This is a genomic window from uncultured Shewanella sp. (assembly GCF_947495455.1).
GTDB lineage: Bacteria > Pseudomonadota > Gammaproteobacteria > Enterobacterales > Shewanellaceae > Shewanella.
In genome coordinates, this window is record NZ_CANLZC010000004.1 from 1 (window position 1) to 19,978 (window position 19,978).

Below are 19,978 nucleotides of genomic sequence, written 5' to 3' on the forward strand. Positions count from 1 at the left end.
CATTTTGTCATTTTGTCATTTTGTCATTTTGTCATTTTGTCATTTTGTCATTTTGTCATTTTGTCATTTTGTCATTTTGTCATTTGGCAGCCACAACACACATCCCCTCTGTGCCATATAAGTAAGCCATCAATGGAGGTAACAATTGCCGCACCTAATCCTGTCTTTAGAGGCTAATTCCCACCTGGTAGAGCGGACAAATATAAAATGGGCAGCAAAGGAAGATAAAGAGGGGGAGTTCAAAGTGTCAGTGATAATAGGCTTATTTTTGACACAAAAAAACCGACTTGATGTCGGCTTGTTAGCTTTCAACGTTAAAAAGTTGAAATGAGTATTAATGGTACCGGTGGACGGACTTGAACCGTCACTTCCGAAGAAATCGGATTTTGAATCCGACGTGTCTACCAATTCCACCACACCGGCTTCATTAATACTGTGACTTAACAAAAGCGTTTGAACACTTTGACTCGTTAAGTTGCAGAGAATTATACTCATGCTCGGCACGATGGCAAGCACTTTACTTGAAGTTTCTCACTGACCGCGCGAAATTCACTCAGAAGCCCGCTTGCAGACTTTTTAAATCCTAAATTTCGCCTTCTTTATTCCGCCTCCTTTGCATCACCTTGATCGAAAAAATGTGAGCATGTTAACAAAATGTATTGATTTTATTGGCTCAACTCTGTTGAGGCTAAGCTGATTGATCCAGATCAATGGTTCAGACTATCAGCAACGTTATATTGTTCACACTAAAGAAGAATAAAGAAAAAGGATTTAATAATGGCATTTTGGCTTGATCTCATGTTTGGCAACGCCATCGGCTTACTGTCTATGATTGTCATTTTTAGCACCATTGGTATTGTGAGCTATATTCTGTGGATGTTCGTTAAAAAATCGGCAGAGCCAGAAAAGTAAAACCCGCAGAAAAAAGCCCTTACTCAACAAAAAAGCCCTTACTCAAAAGTAAGGGCTAAATCATTAACATGCTATAAGTTTATATCGAGGTAGTATCATCTCCTAACATAACATGATCCACTCTTTGTAAACCTCGAGGCAACTTGGCCCCTCGCCGTCCCCTCTCACCACGGTAATGCTCTAAATCACTGGGTTTTAAAGTGAGTTTGCGTTTACCCGCCCACAAGGTGACAGGCGTATCCACAGGCACAAGCTGCAAATGGATCAGTAATTCTTCTCGATTTTTCGCCCGCTCAGTGGGAATGCCGATAATCTTATTCCCCTTACCTTTAGACAATTGAGGTAAAGCGTCGAGACCAAAGAGCAACATACGCCCTTCATTCGTAATGGCCAGAATAGACTCATTGCGTTCGATACTGACTTTTTGAGGCGCTAATACCTTAGCGTTACTTGGCAAAGTGAGTAAAGCTTTACCCGCTTTATTTCTTGAAATCATATCCTTATAACTGGCGATAAAACCATAGCCCGCATCACTGGCCAGCAAGTAGCATTGCTCATCATCACTGAGAAGCACATGTTGCGCACTCATACCTGGCGCCAAATTGAAGCGCTTAGTAATAGGCTCACCCTGTGAGCGTGCTGAAGGTAAAGTGTGAGTGTCTGTCGTAAAAGCACGACCACCTGAATCAATAACCACACAGGCCTGATTACTGCGCCCCGCCGCAGAGCCTAAGAAGCTATCACCTGCTTTATAGGACAAAGTATTACCATCAACATCATGTCCTTTGGCACAACGTATCCAACCCTTTTCAGATAACACGACTGTCACCGCTTCAACTGGGATCAATTCTTGTTCAGTGAGCGCTTTGGTTTCAGCCCGCACCACTAATGGCGAACGCCTTTCATCTCCATAAGCCTGTGCATCTTTTTGCAGTTCTTTCTTAATCAAGGTTTTCATGCGGCGATCTGAGCTCAACGTGAGCTGTAACTTATCGCGCTCAGCCTCAAGTTCACTCTGTTCGGTCTTGATTTTAACTTCTTCTAACTTTGCTAAATGACGTAATTTTAAGTCTAAAATGGCATTAGCTTGCAGCTCACTGAGCGCAAAACGACTCATAAGTTCAGTTTTAGGATCATCATGATGACGAATAATATCAATGACTTCATCAATATTTAAAAAAGCAATCATCAATGCATCGAGAATATGCAGTCGGGCTAAGACTTTATCCAATCTATACTCTAATCGACGTTTGACGGTATTAAAACGGTACTCCAGCCACTCGGTTAAGATCTGTTTTAACCCCTTAACCTGTGGACGGCCATTTAATCCTAAAATATTTAAATTAACTCGATAGCTTTTTTGCAGATCCGTTGTCGCAAACAAATGCGCCATTAATTGCTCACAATCGACACGATTAGAGCGAGGAACAATCACTATGCGTACTGGATTTTCATGATCCGACTCATCACGTAAATCCGACACCATAGGTAATTTTTTTGCCTGCATTTGCCCAGCAATTTGTTCTAATAATTTGGCACCACTCACTTGATGGGGCAAAGCTGTTATCACCACTTCACCGGACTCTATGCGATAGACTGCTCTTTGCTTAATAGAGCCTTTTCCTATTTCATACATTTTTTTTATGTCGGCAACAGGCGTGATGATTTCCGCATCTGTGGGATAATCAGGTCCAGGTAAACACTCCATCAAGCGTTCTAACTCGGCCTTAGGGTTATCCAGTAATTCCACACAGGCAGACACTAACTCGTTAACATTATGCGGCGGTATATCCGTCGCCATGCCCACCGCAATACCCGTAATGCCATTCATTAAAATATGAGGCAAACGAGCCGGTAACACTAGAGGCTCTTTCAGGGTACCGTCAAAGTTGACACCCCAATCAACCGTACCTTGGCCTAACTCTCCAAGTAAGACTTCAGCACATTTTGACAGCCTAGCTTCGGTATAACGCATGGCGGCAAAAGATTTAGGATCATCCGGTGCCCCCCAGTTACCTTGCCCATCCACAAGCGGATAACGATAGGAAAAAGGTTGGGCCATTAATACCATGGCCTCATAACACGCACTATCGCCGTGAGGATGATACTTACCTAACACATCACCCACAGTACGGGCTGACTTTTTATGCTTAGATTGCGCAGTGATCCCTAATTCGCTCATTGCATAAATAATGCGGCGCTGTACTGGCTTTAATCCGTCACCAATATGGGGTAATGCGCGATCCATAATCACATACATCGAATAATTCAGATAAGCCTCTTCGGTAAAGCGGCGCAGCGGCATCTGCTCTACCCCATCAAGACTTAAATCTATTGCATCACTCATCTATAAAATATCCTGTACTTGATGATTGTTTTTATAAAAGAGTCGATAAACTCGACCTTTAAAATCATCAGAAATAAACAAAGCACCGTCGGGTGCTGTGATTAAAGAATAGGGTTGAGCTATTGGAAACTCACTGTCTAAAAAGCTCACTATGGTTTTGCGCTTAATCACTCGTTGAGACTCAAGCGTCAATAACATGACCTGATAGCCCACTTTACTTGAACGATTCCAAGAGCCATTTTCAGCAACAAAGAGTTGGTTTTGATACTGACTCGGAAATTGATGTCCGCGATAAAAATGCAACCCCATCGGCCCCACGTGCGCCGGCAATTCATACACAGGCTCTGTGACTTTCAAACCTTTAGGCTTAGTAAAAGCAGGTTCTAGCAGGGACTTGCCATGAAAGTAAGGAAAACCATAATGTGCCCCCACTTGATCCACTCGATTAATTTCATCTGCAGGTAAATTATCACCTAACCAGTTTCGCCCTAAATCAGCAAACCACAATTTACGCTCTTTAGACCAATCAAACCCTGTAACTCGTCGAATCCCTCTAGCAATCACTTCACTGTCGCCAGTATCAATATTAATTGCTAATAACTGACCTAACGGCGGCTTGGCCTCACAAACATTACAATCTACACCTAAGCTAATATATAAATACCCATCAGGGCCAAATTGCATCGCTCGGCGACTCTTTATTACTTCCGCGGGAAGTTTGTTATAAACCTCTTCGGGCCTAATCCGCCGCCTGAGATTATTTTCAATATCGCGATAACGTAAAATTTTCTTCTCACTCGCCACAAACAAATCACCCTGATAAAAAGCAATCGCTTCCGGCGTGTTCAATCCATGGGCCACCACGTAGCGTTTATTGACTCGGCCATTGCCATTCGTATCAACCAACGCGTGGATCAGCCCACTTTTTCCCGTACCAACAAATAAGGTGCCTTTGTCACCTATGGCTAATTGTTTTGCATCCCCTAAATTAGAAGCATATAAGCTAAGCGCAAAACCATCAGCCACTTTAATCTTAGATAAGTCAACAGCATGAGACTGCAAACTCCATATAAAAACGATGAACAACCATAATCCAAGCCATTGTTTTTTATGAATACGTATCATGCTTATTACCTTTAGATTATTCCCTTAACCCTTCATGAGGCCAGAAATTAAAACATTAGAGTTGCGCTAAATCACCTTTCGTTTCAAGCCAGGCTTTACGATCATTAGAACGTTTTTTAGCAAGTAACATATCCATCAAAGCCATGGTATCTTCAGCATCATCAATAGTCAGCTGCACTAAACGACGAGTATTGGGATCCATGGTCGTTTCTCTCAATTGTAAAGGATTCATTTCACCCAATCCTTTAAAGCGCGTCACTTGCACTTTTCCTTTACGTTTTTCAGCAACCAATCTGTCAAGTATGCCTTCTTTTTCGGCTTCATCCAGTGCATAAAACACCTCTTTGCCAATATCAATTCTAAACAGAGGCGGCATAGCCACATAAACATGCCCTTGCTCAACCAAAATACGGTAATGCTTTAAAAACAAGGCGCAAAGCAAAGTTGCAATGTGTAAACCATCGGAGTCTGCATCCGCTAAAATACAAATTTTACCGTAACGTAATTCTGAAATATTATCGCTATCAGGATCGCATCCAATCGCCACTGAAATATCATGCACTTCACTGGATCCTAATACTTGAGAGGCATCCACTTCCCACGTATTCAGGATCTTTCCTCTTAGCGGCATAATCGCTTGAAATTCACGATCTCGAGCTTGTTTCGCACTGCCTCCCGCCGAATCACCCTCCACTAAAAATAACTCACTTTTCATCGGATCTTGACCACTGCAATCAGTCAGTTTTCCAGGCAAAGCCGGTCCCGAGGTGACTTTTTTGCGGGCCACTTTTTTAGCGGCTTTTAACCGTTTCAAAGCGTGATTAATACACATATCAGCCAGAGCTAACGCTTGCTCAGTATGGGTATTTAGCCACAGACTAAAGGCATCTCTAACCACTCCGGATACAAAGACGGCACATTGTCGGCTAGACAGTTTTTCTTTGGTTTGGCCTGCAAATTGCGGATCTTGTATTTTTACCGATAGAATAAAAGAGCTGCGATCCCATATATCTTCAGGGCTCAACTTTAAACCACGAGGAATAAGATTACGAAACTCACAAAATTCCCGCATAGACTCTAACAAGCCTTGTCTAAAGCCATTAACATGGGTTCCGCCTAACACGGTTGGAATTAAGTTAACATAACTTTCGTTAAGATAATCTCCCCCCTCAGGCAACCAAGTAATCGCCCAATCTGCCGCTTCTAAATTACCTTTAAAACTGCCAATAAAAGGGGCTTGTGGTAGCATTAACGCTCCCTTTACCGTAGCTTTCAGATAATCTTCTAAGCCACTTTCAAAACACCATTCTTGGGTTTCATTGGTTTGCTTATTGACAAACTTTATTCTTAAGCCCGGACAAAGTACTGCTTTAGCTCGCAATAAATAGACTAATTTAGAAATGGAAAAATTGTCTGAATCGAAATAACTCGAATCGGGCCAAAAATGCACGCGAGTGCCCGTATTACGCCGTCCGCAAGTGCCTGTTACGGTTAATGACTCCACTTTATCGCCGTGCTCAAACGCCATTTCATGGACTTGAGCATTTCGTCTGACCGTAATTTCAACTCGACTCGATAGCGCATTAACAACGGAAATCCCAACGCCGTGAAGCCCACCCGAAAATTGATAATTCTTATTGGAGAACTTTCCACCCGCATGTAACTTAGTCAAGATCAATTCAACCCCAGGAATACCTTCCTCTGGGTGAATATCCACAGGCATGCCTCGACCATCATCAATCACTTCAAGGGAATTATCTTTGTGTAAAATAACCTCGATTTTACTGGCATGACCGGCAAGTGCTTCATCCACGCTGTTATCGATCACTTCTTGACCTAAATGATTCGGGCGAGTGGTATCGGTATACATGCCGGGCCGGCGTTTTACAGGTTCCAGTCCATTGAGCACTTCAATGGCATCAGAGGTATATTGATTCGTCATGGCAAACTTAAATTCTTATAATATGAGGGCTTGATTGCCCCTAAAGTTTAATGGTCTAACTGCAAAAAGTCACAAATAGATGTTAACTGCTGAGCATATTCGGTAAAACTATGATCCCCACCTGGCTGAATAAGCAGTTGGCAACAGTGATATTTTTTTACCGCAAGCTTATAATCCAGCACTTCATCACCGGTTTGTAACAATACTAAAAAGCGATCGGGGTGCAAAATAACAGGTGTATTATAGGCGATAAGCTGAGCTTTATGCTCAGGCTTTATTCGATATGTTTCATCCGTATAAGGATTATATTGCTCGCCGATTAAGTCATCCAAAAGCACATCAGGCTCCACTGCGGGATTAATCAATACCGCTTTTCCACCATGATGTTCAGCCAAATAACTCGCGAAATAGCCGCCTAATGACGAGCCAATATAGTGTAATTTTTGCCCTTCTTTTTTAGCGTTTTCAACAATACTCTCAAGCAATGCCATTGCTTCTTGAATATCACTGGGCAGCTGAGGCTGACAAAATGTCATATCAGGATAATTTTGGGCCATAAATTGCGCCGTTATCACAGCTTTATCGGATAACGGCGAACTATTAAAACCATGAATATAGAGCAGCATACATCCCCATGCTGCGGTTAGATTCGCCTTTTCTCATTTCATCCTAGTTTGAATAATGCGAAAAAGACTAATAACCGCCAGCGTCCTTGTCAGGTGAAAAATACTCACCTGGCACACGATACACATTAGTAAGAATGCTACCATCTGCATGGAGATCCAGCAAACGATAACCCGGCTGGAGCGCATCTAAAGCAAAATAATCTGATTTAGGCTTAAATTGAATACAAGTGGAAGGGGTAGCCATTAACTTTATGTTACCAAATTGGCCGCTATATGTTTCTTCTATGGTTTGATGAACATGGCCCCACAGCAAGCCTTTGACTTGAGGAAAGCGTGATACACGGGCTAAAAACGCATCGCCATTTTTCATCCAATGATTATCAAGCCATAAGCACCCCACCAAAATCGGATTATGGTGCATAGCCAGCAACACGTGCTTATTGGGTGCAGCTTCTATCGCTTGCTCAATAAATTCACACTCGAATTCAGACATCTCCCCTCCTGGGGATCCTTTTATCGTGGAATTGAGCATTAAAATTTGCCAATGACCAATATCAATACATTTATGGCCATAGATCTTCTCACCTTGCATGTGTAAATTCATTAAGCGTAAATCATCATGATTACCCGGTAAGTAATGACATGGCAATCCCACAGGCTTAATCGCTTGAATGAAGTTATGATAAGATTTATCGCTATAATCTTGACTGATATCCCCCGTCACTAACATTAAATCGGCAGGATAAGCGGTCGCAAGAAGAGTATCGAGCACTGCCTTTAAACTTTGGGCGGTATTCACACCCAGTAATTGCGCATCAGGATCGGCAAATAAATGAGGATCGGTGATCTGTACCAATCTCACTGCTTGACTGTTTGCAACGGAATAAGAGATCGCCTCTTTCAACACAATTGATTACCTAGCTGATGATTAACAGACGGTTTTCACTAATCCGCCTATTTTCAATAATTCTTCTAGAAAAGCATTAACACGGTACTTTTCATCTTCATGATGCATTTCAACATTAGGGTAATCATACACTGGACGTAATTGAGAAATCTGTTGACTAGTTAACACTTCTGCTAATTGAGCATCATGAAAAATGCGCACAGAAACATAAGGTGTGGGTAATAAATTAACGCTTCCAACTTGTCTATGACGTGTCTCAGAAGACTTTTTTAAATCAAGATCACGAGAAATTTTAATGACTTGAGTATAAGGCGTATCTTCTAATATATGCACATTTAAACGACCAAACTCTCCCACAACCTGCCATTGATGGCCTTTCGGTGAAGTTGTCGGTAACCAACGTAAAATATTGATATAATTTCGCCCACACAAAGCAAGAAAGCGACTTATGTTAGGTTGATATTTTGTTTTCTTTGCAAATCTAGATTGTGTCACTTTTCACTACGACCTCTAACGCACTATAATTCATCATTAGCCACTGCAAACCTATCATCGTTGGTGCACTGACAATTTCACCTGATACCACTTTATTATACGCATTAATTCGACTCATCACATGAACACGTATATCTTCATGCTCACTGGCCAGCCCGTGTATCCCTTTCGCTTTCGTTGCATCAACCCAAGCCAAATAAAGATCAATCCGCTCACTGCATCCTCCAGGGCTGGGATAAAAATGAGTAATTTTATTAAGCTGTATCGCCTCAAGGCCTGTTTCTTCCAATAATTCGCGTCTCGCCACTTCCTCTGGCGTTTCATTGGGCTCTACCATACCAGCAGCCAGCTCTAATAACCAAGGTGATTGTTCATGCTTTGAGTGAATGCGCGATAAAATAGGCACTCTGATTTGTTCCACTAATATTACTTGATCACTTTGTGGATCATAAGCCAGCACAGCGACAGCATCACCCCTTTCAAACACTTCTCGCTTTACCTCGGCGCTCCATCCACCAGAGAAAAGTTTATGCTTAAAGGTCAACTCATCAACATGAAAAAAACCGTGGTAATTGACTTTTTTATTCATCAATTTGACATCTTTCAAAGTAAAGGTTTCATTTAATGTCATATTCTGCATCCTCAAACTCAATTAGAATGATTACTCACCTACAATTGTTATTCTAACTAGATAGAAAGAATAGAAAAATTAGTTATTTTGAAAAAAACTGTTACACTTGCTAGTTGACTTAGAAAGTGGATTTTTTTTAGAATCTAAACACCCGTTAATTTGACATTAACTTGAGAAGCGTCGGGAAACGCAATCGTCTAACTCTAATTAACGCATGGCTACACATAGCCTTTCCTCTGGAAGCGTTTTTCCTAACAAGGACATAAAATGAAATTTAAGCTCCGTTCTCTCTGCATCGCTTTATCCCTTGCAGCATCAGCCAATACTGTTCAGGCGACCGACCTTTTACAAATTTATGAGCAAGCATTAACGAACGATCCAGCAACCTTACAAGCAAAAGCTCAACGTAACTCCTTATACGAACAAATCGCCCAATCTCGTGCGGATTTACTGCCCACTTTAAGCGGTAGTATCACAGTATCAGAAACAAAAGATGATCTAAACGCAGAATATAGTACAGATGGCAATACTAATTATGCCACCTTATCTTTATCGCAAACCCTGTACGATAACAGCTTATGGTCAACCTTGACCATAGCGGAAAAAACCGCTTCTCAAGCGGATGCCACTTACGCCGCCGCGCTGCAAGACTTAATTATTCGCGTCAGCACCGCCTATTTTAATGTGTTAAGCGCCCAAGACGATTATGAGTTTCAAGGGGCGGAAAGACGCGCCTATGAGCGCCAATTGGCGCAAACCAAACAACGTTTCGCCGTGGGCTTATCCGCCATTACCGATGTGCATTCTGCTCAGGCGCAATTTGATTTAGCCACCGCCACTGAGATCACCGCCAAAAACACTTTAATCAATAACTATGAGTCACTAACAGCGATTACGGGCGTGGATTATGACAGTATCGATATTCTCGATACCAGTCGCTTTTCCGCCACGGCGGTCTCTCCCACTAACGTTAAAGACTGGGTCAAAACCTCAGAAGAGAACAGCTTAAGCTTATTGTCCGATAAAATCGGCAAAGAGATTGCCGAAGAGACTATTAGCTTCTATAAATCAGGTCACTTACCTACACTAAATTTAAGTTTAGAAACAAATACATATACCGATAATATATCGAGCTACCCCAGCCATTATAATACTTCCACAGCAGCCGTCACTTTAAGCATTCCGATTTACTCTGGCATGAGCGTCACCTCGCAAGTCAAACAAGCGCAATATGACTATGTTAATGCCAGTGAAGTACTGGAAGAAACCCATCGCAGTGTAGTACAAAATGTTCGTAGCTACTTTAATAATGTCAACGCTGCTATCAGCTCTATTCGCGCTTATGAACAATCGGTCATTTCATCACAAAGTGCATTAGAAGCCACGCAAGCCGGATTTGAAGTGGGCACCCGTACTATTGTTGATGTGCTCAATAGCACCAGTACGCTCTATAGCTCTAAGAGTGAATTGTCCACAGCCCGTTACAACTACATTAATTCAGTACTGGCGCTTAAACAAGCCGCTGGCACCTTAAATGAAAACGATCTTGCTTTAATCAACCGTGGATTAACTACACCGCCTAAAGACACTGAAACACAATAAGACATTATTTATATTTACAAAAAAACCGCGATCTTCGCGGTTTTTTTCCTGTGAATAAACTTGTTACTATGAATAAACAAGCTCCATTAAAAAACCACTTCAACACCCGCAAAGTAACCACTGGATTTGAGATCGGTCGTCACATCGGAAAAATCATTTACATCAAACATCAATTCGCGATAACCCACACGCACATTATAATCCAATGCTAACCCATCAATTTTCCAGCCTAAACCCAATGAATAATCATACACATTGGATTCATTGGCACCAACCATGATATTAGTAAAACCATATAATCCCATGCCTGGCACGCTTGCCGTTGCATCCACATAACCCATCACAATGCCACTATTGACATTCGTTGTAGTGTTTGCGCTAGTATCACTGACTTTAATAGAACCATGCATCTTTTTATAGGCAGCCCCTACATCCAATGCAACGATATCATTGTCCAACAGCTCATAATAAAAAATAAAATCTGTGTTACTCAGATCCGTTCGCGTGTTTGCCGCACCAGAGTAATTGACACCATTAAAGGTAAAGCTCGCAGCTGACGTACTGCCATCATTCACAAGACGATTTTCACGAATTTTTACATTAGGGATAAAAGGCACGGGATGCTCAAAGGCAAACCAAATACTGCCTTGAGAGCCGTCACTATAATTAAACCCTTGTTGTGAACTTCCATTACTGCCTAACGTACCACTTGTATCAGCTCTCCAGTAATCTGCGCCAGCTTTAAAACCAAGCAAAGTCGATGCTTGAACCCCTGAAACAACAAAACTACTGAATAATGCACACGCTAATAACGTTTTTTTCATAGTTAACCTTGAGTTAATAAGTTAGTAAGATCAATAACGGCCGCATTGGCACGAGAAATATAATTAGCCATCACTAAGGAATGATTGGCCATCAAACCAAAGCCTGACCCATTGAGCACAATTGGGCTCCAAACCGTTTGCTGTGTTTCTTCTAATTCACGAATGATTTGCCGTAAACTGACTCTTGCATTTTTCTTCTCTAGAACATCCGCAAAATCGATTTCCACTGCTTTCATAAAATTGAGTAAAGCCCAGCTCGCCCCTCTCGTTTCATAAAAAACGTCATCAATTTTCCACCAACTGGTTTTCACCCTATCGATACTGGCATTGGGTGTAGACTGCTTCGCGCTTAAATCTCCCGCTAAATCAGTATTTAATCTTTCTTGGCCGACACTGGCTGATAAACGCTGAGATAAATTACCTAAACGTTTTTGCACCTCTTTTAGCCATTCATTCAAATTATCGGCACGAGCGAAAAATTGTGCATTGGGAGAGTTTGGATCGGCTAATCTGGCGCGATAAAGCTTTAACAATTTCACTGATTGTTTATATTCACCCTCAGCACTTGGAACTAACCAACTTGTATGTTCAATATTTAATTTTGCTTGCGCCGCTAATAAGTCTTTATCGGCGGTTGATTGAGATTGAGAACGACTAAATTCTTTGCGCATCACCAAAGCTAAATCACGTGCTTGCTCTAAGGCACCAAATTCAAATGCAGGCATATTATCCATGAAAACAGAAGGCGGCATCACATCATTGGATAACCAGCCTCCCGATTTATTCAATAAGGTATCCATTGTCATAATGAGTGATGATGTGGTGGTATAGCCAACAATTTTGCGTTCACTCGCCGTGGTATAAGTTCTCGGCTCAAGCACCGAAGGCTCTATGCTCCACCAAACACTTACAAAATAACCAAGAATAATTAAGCCACTCACTAAGGCTATGAGTTTCTTCCAAGTCAATTTCATCAAAATAACACTCCCGTTAATGGTGAGAATGTGCAGCGGATGCACTCTGTTGTTTTTTTACAGGTAAACTCACTGGCAATGTTTCACCATTATCAAACAATAAAACTAAATCGACAGTATCACCCACATCTAAAGTGCGATTAAGCCCTATAAGCATGATATGATTTCCTGTTTCTGATAATGTCAACTTCCCCTTGCTCGGCAAAATAAACTTATCAGCTTGTCGCATTTTTATCATGCCATTGTCTTCGATCAAGCGATGTAATTGAGCCTCTTTTGCAACATCAGTTCGAACTGAGACTAAATCCATCGCCTTCCCGCTATTGCCTAAGCTCAAATACGCTGCCGAATTGGGAACGCTCGACGGCATGGCTCTTACATATCCTGTTAACAATTCAACTTTTGCCAAAGCTGAAAAAGATACACTAAACAGAACAAGGAAATTAAACAAGTGTTTGAATATTGGCTTCAATGTCTTAAACTCCATTTAAACTTATATTTATCATATTGTCATAAAGGAAATTACGTATGAGCAAAATCCAGGCTAAAGATGTTAATGGTGTGCGCGTATTGATACTTAATCGACCAGAAAAACGTAATGCAATTGACCTAGAAATGTATACACAATTAACAGAATACCTCATTCAAGGTAACTCAGACAATGATATTCGCGCCTTTATGATCCAAGGGCAAGCTGATTGTTTTACCGCAGGAAATGATCTGACAGACTTTCTAAAACACACTGACATAGATCCCCAGCATCCCGCTTTTCGATTTTTATTTACATTACTGGATATCACTAAACCCATAGTGGCTGCTGTTGCGGGAGCCGCTGTGGGAATAGGCACAACCCTGTTACTGCATTGTGATTTAGTGTACGCTGACAAAAGCGCAAAATTTCAGCTACCTTTTGTTCACTTAGCCCTAGTGCCAGAAGCGGCATCCAGTTTACTCTTAGCCCAAACCGTCGGGCCAAAAAAAGCCGCTGAGTTATTATTATTAGGAGACAGCTTCGATGCTGAAACTGCTAATAAATTAAACCTTATCAATGATATATTACCATCAGACAGTTTGTTTGATTTTGCCTTAGATCAGGCCACTAAGTTGGCATCACTGCCGCCTCAAGCACTACAGGCGAGTCGCCGATTAATGCGAGGAAATATTGATGGGATCCGCTTACAAATGCATGCCGAATTAGAAGAATTTAGCACTCGACTAAAAAGTGATGAGGCCAAAACACGCTTTCATGCTTTTTTAAACAAAAAAAGCCATAAGCCAACTTAACACACAATTTAACACACAATTTAACACAATAGCCCAATGAGGAAGCGGGTTCATGACGCATATCTGCTTGGCTTCCTTTAAATCAAACTATTAAACCAGACTATGCCCTCTCCATTATTCATATTTTGAAAATAACCATGCAAGCACCAAGTAAGTCAGTAGACCCAATAGGGGATTAATAACAATTAAAATACCACTGACAATTCGAGTCCAAAAACAAGACCAGCCAAATCGTGACGATACTCTTGCCACCACGCCACAAAAAATAGCCTCACAATTTGAAGATTTCGCAGAAGTTGAACGCATATGAACCTCCTTCACGGGTCAATTTAAACAGTAAATTTTCAAATTATTTCACTATATTGGAATACCGAATGATCATGGCAAAAAATGCTAAACTCGCAATCGGTGTTAGCAATAGCACTAACGTAAAAGACAAAAAGCTCATTCTTGCCCCCACATATCAGCTTCAGCATCATCAATCACAGTTTTCGATTGAGTCTCCAATATCGCTTCGAACTCATGATCAAATAACATTTCCGCCATTTGTAATTGAATGAGAAGTGACAATTCTGATTTAAGTGAATTAGCAGCCTCATCCATTTGCGTTGCCAAGCTATTTTCAATATGACGAGATAGATTCATATCCAATAGCGAGTCAGCATGAGCCGATACCGTCAATCCAGCAAATAAAACAAATGACACTAAACCTTTTTTAGCCGTATGGATCATAGTTGTTAAAGTCAACATGATGGTCTTCCTTTTCCTGTTTGAGTCACTCAATTAAATGAGTATTAATGGTTTACTTAACTATTGTAATCAGTAAGAAAGCAAGCAGCATGCCAAAAACATTAACCAATTGTTTTTATTTGGATATATTAATTCACCGAAGGAAAGTTATGAGTGGAAGATTCAATATGTAATGCAGTTTTGCAAAATTGACCAACATATGGTCAATCTTGCTAAATCATCTTTTTAAGACACTTGCTCCATTTTTGCTCTTGCCCCTAAAATGACTTCTACGCCAGCACCGGACTTGTGCGCATTTTCACTTAAATGACGTCGCCAAATTCGCGATCCCTTTTCACCTTGATAGAGCCCTATGATATGCCGAGTAATATGATTTAACCTGCCTCCTTGACTAACATGTTTCTCTACATAAGGTAATAATGCTTCTAAGACTTGATCACGGCTGAGTATTTCGCTGTTTGATCCACATAATTGCTGATCCACTTGAGCGAGAATATAAGGATTTTGGTAGGCCTCTCGGCCTATCATCACGCCATTTAGCGTGTCTAAATGCACCTTAGCCTCTTCTAATGTTTTAATACCGCCGTTGATACTCAGATTAAGCTGTGGGTAATCTCGCTTTAATTGATGCACTCTAGCATAGTCCAGCGGGGGAATTTCTCTATTCTCTTTTGGACTGAGGCCATTAAGCCAAGCTTTACGGGCATGTATAATAAAAGTATCGCAACCCGCATCAGTAACAGTTTCAACAAACTCAGTTAAAAAAGCATAGCTGTCTTGTTCATCTATTCCGATCCGCGTTTTAACAGTAATTGGAATATCAACCGCTTGCTTCATGCTTGATACACATTCAGCAACCAATTTAGGCTCACCCATTAAACACGCGCCAAAACGACCATTTTGCACCCGATCAGATGGACAACCCACATTAAGGTTGACCTCATCATAACCTCGTTTATAAGCTTCTTTAGCACAAATGGCTAAAGCTTTAGGATCTGAGCCCCCCAATTGTAAAGCAAGCGGATGTTCCTCTTCATTGTAAGCAAGGTAATCCCCTTTTCCATGAATGATAGCCCCCGTTGTCACCATTTCGGTATACAAAAGCGCCTTAGCAGACATTAATCGGGCAAAATAGCGATAATGTTTATCCGTCCAATCCAGCATGGGCGCAACGGAAAGCGTCCTATCAATGGTTTTTTCTTTACTTTTCATTACTTACCTTAAAAATACTGATTATTGCATTTAACCTGAACTGCCTGTAAGTGCTTGTAACTTCCTCGTGTTTCGATGTATGGTGCCCCTATAGGGCCCCTTTTTTAGTAGGACGATTTCATATTATGGCGTCATATTCAGTCGAAAAACGAGCAAAAGTTAATGGTGATTTTACGTACCATTGTACAGTCAGAGTTAAAAAATCTGGCAAGATTATACATCGTGAGAAGAAAACATTCTCTAAAAAAGCATTGGCTGTGGCATGGGGGAAAAATCGGTGTACGTATTTAGAAGAAAATGACATTTTAGAACTCGACAAAGTCGTCACCATTAAAGAGCTTCTTAATCTCTACTTTGAAAACCATGAGTTGTGGAATGCGACCGGCCGCACTAAGCGTTATGTCATTAATATGTTGATGGATTGCGATATAGCTAAAGTCAAAACAAATGCCCTAAAAACAAGTGATCTCATTGAGCACTGCAAAAACCGCCGCGATGCAGGAGCAGGGCCAGCAACCATATATCACGATATTGCCTATTTACGTAGTGTGATGAAAAAAGCTAATCCCGTATGGAATATTAAAGCCAATGTCGCCATTTTTGACGATGCGGTTCCCGTCCTCATAGAAATGGGGCTTGTCGGTAAAAGCCAGAAACGAACCAGACGCCCCACCGAGAATGAAATCAATAAATTAAAAATCGGTCTTAAACAACGAATGGAAGCCAGTACAAATACGAAATTGACCATACCATTTATTGATATTCTCGATTTTAGTATTTTAACCTGCATGCGGATCGGTGAAGTGTGCAAGCTTAGGTGGGATGACTTGAATGAAGAACATAAGACCATTTTAGTGCGAGATCGCAAAGACCCAAGGAAGAAAGAAGGCAATCATATGATTGTCCCCTTACTCGCTGGAAGTTTCGATATCGCTATGCGACAACCAAAAACTAATGATCTCATTTTCCCCTACAAACCCACTTCTGTGACTGCTGGATTTCAACGTGTAAGAAACGCCCTAGGCATAGAAGATTTGCGTTATCATGATTTAAGACGGGAAGGAGCAAGCCGACTTTTTGAAAAAGGGTATTCTTTAGAAGAAGTCGCCCAGGTAACTGGGCACAGAAACTTAAATATTTTGTGGACGGTTTACACGCAACTATTTCCGCATAAGTTACATGATAAATTTGCCAATGAATTAAGCGGTGATAGGGCTTAATTTTCCATCTAATCCTGTTGCTTGTGATTGATAGCCGCTAAAGCTACTGGCTTGATCGGGTGGCGCACCTCTCGCGTGTGTGTGCGCGGCTAAAGTGGTATTCATGCTTTTCACTACCGCAATTAAATCAAGCACAATTTGCGCTAAGTTAACCTCGTCACTTCCTAGCCAGATTTTCGGAGCTTGCACACGTGATAAATCGGCCGCCTTAGCCTCTAATATCTTTAAACTTTCGATATTGATGTTGGCATGGGCTTTAATATCAATTTGCTGTTTACTGCCAAGTAATAAATTGTCTAATGCTGTCAATAATGCCTTTTCACCCACTTGAGTTTTTAATGCTCCCATCACTTCATTTATCTGATTGCCATCAATCAGAGTTTTATCATGAGTGGCGATATTGGTCATTCTTTCATGATAAGTTTGCTCACGAACCTGAGCGTTAACACTGGATATTTGAGTGGTTTGCTTAATTCGGCCATCCGTTTGAATATGCCAATCTTCATTGGTGCCGCTAATTTTGCTACGGCTTGATTGCTGCAAGGTCACATCTGATTGCCTATGCTCAGGAACTAAGGTATTAAACGGTAATAACGTGGTGATCACTGGCATAGAATCTAAACCGTCTATGTATTGAATCAAGCATTGCATGCCAACATTGGGCGATATAAAAACGCCCCTGTCATTGGCTTGCCCTGTGGCTAAGGTCACTTGCTCAAAAACAGGCACAGCTAAAGCTTGGCCTGTTACCGCATCGAGCAATTGCACATCCACAGCTTTATAGGCTCTAAATGGGCTGCTTACTTTAGCTACATCAGCGGGTAAATCATAAATGCGCACGATTTCTGCCAATTGCGGCACATGCTTTCGCTGACCAAGTTCAGGGTATAAACGCAATATTAAGCGCTTAATAGCGTTTTTGACCATGTGATCTCCTGCGTATTTTTAGATAACACCACTTGTGTGATATACCGTCCATTGAGTTTTATGCCTGGTCGCAATTGAGGGATCACCAATAGCTTTCCCGTTGTTGCGGTCTTAGTGACAATCGGATGCTCTGAAAAATCTGTAATTGGTTTTTTAGCCCAGCCGCTATCATGCCAACTGCCCACATAAATTTTACCATCTGGGCGCTGCTGAAAAATATAATCGGTAATTTGATAAATACGGCCTAAACTGCGCAATGCACTAATGCCGTCGCCATGATGATAGAAACAGGGTACAGGTAAATTAATATATTCAGCATTAGGATGCACAAACTCAACACCAAGCTTAGATAGCTCCGAAAGCACTTGCTTGAATGTGGCAAAACGTATTGATAACGGCGCTGGAAAAGATAAGGCCCCGATTAATTCACGGCAAGTTAAAAACCACTTTCCCTGGCTGAAATGTTTCTTCTCGATGACACCTAAAAAATAAGGCGTTAAATTAGATACCTGATAACCCAGATGCAATTCAACCAAGCCGCTTGGCTCTCTTTCACAATTCACAATAAAGATGGCACGACCCGCTGAAAATAAATCTAACTGCACATGATCGCTAACAATGTTAATTACAGGCCGTCCGTCAATGGTGAGCACTTTAGTTAATTTTGCCGTGTCTGTCATTATGGACCATCCTGCGCCGCAAACTTATCTTGCACCTCATTGTGGCCATCACTGGCAACCACTTGTGTATTTGATATCGCCGTTTTATCTAATTGCTGTTGCTCACGCTCGGACTTACTGAGCAGCTCTGTTAATCTAAAAGAGACCATCCATGCCTTAGCCTCATCTTCTTCGATTGCAGACACTTCACCATCAAATTTAGCCTTACGAACCTTAAACGCACTAGCCACATCACAGTTGATGGTATAAGCCACTCGAGCACCATTTTCATCTAACGCTTTTGCTTTCGTCACAAGCTCTTTTAACTGTGTGACATCAACAAAAGGCACCTTAGTCGTGACCGTTAATATCGCAGCTTTTATGCCGTTATCGGCATTAATTAAAAAAGAGCCGGCGCCCGACAAGTCTTCCCCCGCCAGCTTGAAACCGCATTTGACTTTCGTTTCATAACCTGGCACTTGCCAACCATTCAATGTGATCATTTATCTACCCTAAAACTGACATAAGTTGTGATAACTCGTTTTCATCACCGACAAATAAACATTGCACCCAATGGGGATTATTATCACCTCGCGCTTTGATTTGCTCCGCTAAACCTCTTGCACTCGCAGCGCTCAATTGCTCTACATTTACACCATGATTTAACGGTGTGAATGTAAACTGTGTTAGCCTTTCATCACGAGCCGTCTTTAAACTCTCAAGCTCAGCTAGCGCTCCATCAATATCACTAATTAGATTTTTACCGACATCATTAACCTGAGATAATCCCATATCATGATACTGCTGCGCCAAAGGTAACAGCGCCCTTTCATCTGCAATATGCCTCCACTCTAATGACTGGCTACAGGCTAGCCCGCACTGCATTTTATCTGACTCTAACGTCGACCAACTGACAGCAAATCGGGCAGCCTCAAGAAATACAGGTAAAGGACAATATGCATTTATTGCCGTTAAATTTGATGCTAACTTTTCAGCGTGTTTTGATGATGTATAAACTAATAACGCATTAAATTGCTCAGGCCGCTGAGATCGGCTTAAATCATTTAACCCATGCGATAAACTCAAGAAACCTTGGGCGCTAGTTGCGCCCGAACTAGGCGCATAACTGTGATGGCTAATACAGTGCATTGCTTACCGCTACTCTGGCGCTATATTGAGAACACTTTCTTTAAAGTGGGTTTCAGCAAGCAGAACTAATGCATCATTATCAAGCCCCGCTTCTTCTGTAATTTGTGAGTTAAAATCACGTGAGTTATCACTATGAATATATTCCATCGGCAACGCGCCCTCATCTTTCTTGGCTTGATCAGGCCAGTAGACGACACGGTAATTAATATTATGATAATTGTTCATATTGGACTGATAGGTATCACCGTTTAACTGCAATTCGGTACTTGTATTTCCACTGCGACCAATGTAGCTAATGGCCATAATTGCGGCAGTATGAGTTAACCCATGTACATCGGTAAATGCGTGTGTAAATGCCATTTTTTTGCTTCCTTTTAAAATTTATAAATAGT

22 protein-coding genes and 1 tRNA gene are annotated in these 19,978 nt (G+C 41.4%); 4 read left to right on the forward strand and 19 right to left on the reverse strand.

The window, feature by feature from the left end; all coding sequences use genetic code 11:
• Positions 1–338: 338 nt before the first annotated feature.
• Positions 339–423, reverse strand: a tRNA-Leu gene (locus Q0791_RS02080).
• Between the two features lie 354 nt (positions 424–777).
• Here Q0791_RS02080 and Q0791_RS02085 point away from each other — a divergent pair.
• Entirely contained in the window at positions 778–912 is a 135-nt protein-coding gene (locus Q0791_RS02085; protein ID WP_298773229.1) for a DUF3149 domain-containing protein, read from the forward strand.
• Between the two features lie 79 nt (positions 913–991).
• Here the strand turns inward: Q0791_RS02085 and parC are convergent, their stop codons facing one another.
• The 7 genes from parC to Q0791_RS02120 form a co-directional block, all read right to left on the reverse strand.
• Positions 992–3,259, reverse strand: coding sequence for a DNA topoisomerase IV subunit A (gene parC, locus Q0791_RS02090; protein WP_299002283.1), 2,268 nt, complete (start codon positions 3,257–3,259; stop codon positions 992–994).
• Positions 3,260–4,384: a PQQ-dependent sugar dehydrogenase gene (locus Q0791_RS02095; protein WP_299002284.1), complete on the reverse strand. Its 1,125-nt coding sequence runs from the start codon at positions 4,382–4,384 to the stop codon at positions 3,260–3,262.
• Between the two features lie 55 nt (positions 4,385–4,439).
• On the reverse strand, positions 4,440–6,326 hold the full coding sequence (parE, locus tag Q0791_RS02100; protein ID WP_299002286.1) for a DNA topoisomerase IV subunit B: 1,887 nt from the start codon (positions 6,324–6,326) through the stop codon (positions 4,440–4,442).
• Between the two features lie 47 nt (positions 6,327–6,373).
• On the reverse strand, positions 6,374–6,952 hold the full coding sequence (locus Q0791_RS02105) for a YqiA/YcfP family alpha/beta fold hydrolase (protein WP_299002287.1): 579 nt from the start codon (positions 6,950–6,952) through the stop codon (positions 6,374–6,376).
• A 67-nt stretch (positions 6,953–7,019) separates the two neighbouring features.
• Positions 7,020–7,859: a 3',5'-cyclic-AMP phosphodiesterase gene (gene cpdA, locus Q0791_RS02110; RefSeq protein WP_299002288.1), complete on the reverse strand. Its 840-nt coding sequence runs from the start codon at positions 7,857–7,859 to the stop codon at positions 7,020–7,022.
• 21 nt (positions 7,860–7,880) lie between these two features.
• A complete protein-coding gene (locus Q0791_RS02115) occupies positions 7,881–8,354 on the reverse strand; it encodes a DUF1249 domain-containing protein (protein WP_299002289.1) in 474 nt (157 codons plus the stop codon).
• Complete coding sequence (locus Q0791_RS02120; protein WP_299002290.1) at positions 8,341–8,985, reverse strand: NUDIX domain-containing protein; 645 nt, start codon at positions 8,983–8,985, stop codon at positions 8,341–8,343. The genes Q0791_RS02115 and Q0791_RS02120 overlap by 14 nt, the downstream gene beginning before the upstream one ends.
• A 267-nt stretch (positions 8,986–9,252) precedes the next feature.
• Here Q0791_RS02120 and tolC point away from each other — a divergent pair, with 267 nt between their 5' ends.
• A complete protein-coding gene (tolC, locus tag Q0791_RS02125; protein WP_299002291.1) occupies positions 9,253–10,587 on the forward strand; it encodes an outer membrane channel protein TolC in 1,335 nt (444 codons plus the stop codon).
• A gap of 86 nt (positions 10,588–10,673) precedes the next feature.
• Here the strand turns inward: tolC and Q0791_RS02130 are convergent, their stop codons facing one another.
• The 3 genes from Q0791_RS02130 to Q0791_RS02140 are packed head-to-tail and all read right to left on the reverse strand — an operon-like array spanning position 10,674 to position 12,872.
• On the reverse strand, positions 10,674–11,411 hold the full coding sequence (locus Q0791_RS02130) for a TIGR04219 family outer membrane beta-barrel protein (RefSeq protein ID WP_299002292.1): 738 nt from the start codon (positions 11,409–11,411) through the stop codon (positions 10,674–10,676).
• A 2-nt stretch (positions 11,412–11,413) separates the two neighbouring features.
• Positions 11,414–12,385: a DUF2333 family protein gene (locus tag Q0791_RS02135; RefSeq protein WP_299002431.1), complete on the reverse strand. Its 972-nt coding sequence runs from the start codon at positions 12,383–12,385 to the stop codon at positions 11,414–11,416.
• 16 nt (positions 12,386–12,401) lie between these two features.
• Complete coding sequence (locus tag Q0791_RS02140; RefSeq protein ID WP_299002293.1) at positions 12,402–12,872, reverse strand: copper chaperone PCu(A)C; 471 nt, start codon at positions 12,870–12,872, stop codon at positions 12,402–12,404.
• Between the two features lie 41 nt (positions 12,873–12,913).
• Here Q0791_RS02140 and Q0791_RS02145 point away from each other — a divergent pair, with 41 nt between their 5' ends.
• Positions 12,914–13,669 carry an enoyl-CoA hydratase-related protein gene (locus tag Q0791_RS02145; RefSeq protein WP_299002294.1) on the forward strand — a complete coding sequence of 252 codons (756 nt, stop codon included), beginning with the start codon at positions 12,914–12,916 and terminating at the stop codon, positions 13,667–13,669.
• Positions 13,670–13,783: 114 nt separating this feature from the next.
• On the opposite strand, the gene Q0791_RS02150 is transcribed toward Q0791_RS02145, so the two are convergent.
• The 3 genes from Q0791_RS02150 to dusA all read right to left on the reverse strand — a co-directional run bounded on the left by Q0791_RS02150 (position 13,784) and on the right by dusA (position 15,631).
• Complete coding sequence (locus Q0791_RS02150) at positions 13,784–13,975, reverse strand: PspC domain-containing protein (protein WP_299002295.1); 192 nt, start codon at positions 13,973–13,975, stop codon at positions 13,784–13,786.
• Between the two features lie 138 nt (positions 13,976–14,113).
• Complete coding sequence (locus Q0791_RS02155) at positions 14,114–14,419, reverse strand: hypothetical protein (protein WP_299002296.1); 306 nt, start codon at positions 14,417–14,419, stop codon at positions 14,114–14,116.
• A 225-nt stretch (positions 14,420–14,644) separates the two neighbouring features.
• Positions 14,645–15,631: a tRNA dihydrouridine(20/20a) synthase DusA gene (dusA, locus tag Q0791_RS02160; RefSeq protein ID WP_299002297.1), complete on the reverse strand. Its 987-nt coding sequence runs from the start codon at positions 15,629–15,631 to the stop codon at positions 14,645–14,647.
• A gap of 125 nt (positions 15,632–15,756) precedes the next feature.
• Between dusA and Q0791_RS02165 the strand changes: the two genes are divergently transcribed.
• Positions 15,757–16,851 carry a site-specific integrase gene (locus Q0791_RS02165; protein ID WP_299002298.1) on the forward strand — a complete coding sequence of 365 codons (1,095 nt, stop codon included), beginning with the start codon at positions 15,757–15,759 and terminating at the stop codon, positions 16,849–16,851.
• On the opposite strand, the gene Q0791_RS02170 is transcribed toward Q0791_RS02165, so the two are convergent.
• The 5 genes from Q0791_RS02170 to Q0791_RS02190 are packed head-to-tail and all read right to left on the reverse strand — an operon-like array spanning position 16,831 to position 19,946.
• Positions 16,831–17,778, reverse strand: coding sequence for a hypothetical protein (locus tag Q0791_RS02170; RefSeq protein WP_299002299.1), 948 nt, complete (start codon positions 17,776–17,778; stop codon positions 16,831–16,833). The two genes, Q0791_RS02165 and Q0791_RS02170, sit on opposite strands and share 21 nt — an antisense overlap.
• Positions 17,751–18,458 (reverse strand): hypothetical protein, encoded by a 708-nt coding sequence (locus Q0791_RS02175; RefSeq protein WP_299002300.1) that lies wholly within the window; start codon positions 18,456–18,458, stop codon positions 17,751–17,753. The genes Q0791_RS02170 and Q0791_RS02175 overlap by 28 nt, the downstream gene beginning before the upstream one ends.
• Entirely contained in the window at positions 18,458–18,940 is a 483-nt protein-coding gene (locus Q0791_RS02180; protein WP_299002301.1) for a hypothetical protein, read from the reverse strand. The genes Q0791_RS02175 and Q0791_RS02180 overlap by 1 nt, the downstream gene beginning before the upstream one ends.
• Positions 18,941–18,944: 4 nt before the next feature.
• Positions 18,945–19,586, reverse strand: a complete 642-nt coding sequence (locus tag Q0791_RS02185; RefSeq protein WP_299002302.1) for a hypothetical protein — start codon at positions 19,584–19,586, stop codon at positions 18,945–18,947.
• Positions 19,587–19,595: 9 nt separating this feature from the next.
• Positions 19,596–19,946, reverse strand: coding sequence for a hypothetical protein (locus tag Q0791_RS02190; RefSeq protein WP_299002303.1), 351 nt, complete (start codon positions 19,944–19,946; stop codon positions 19,596–19,598).
• Positions 19,947–19,978: the final 32 nt, after the last annotated feature.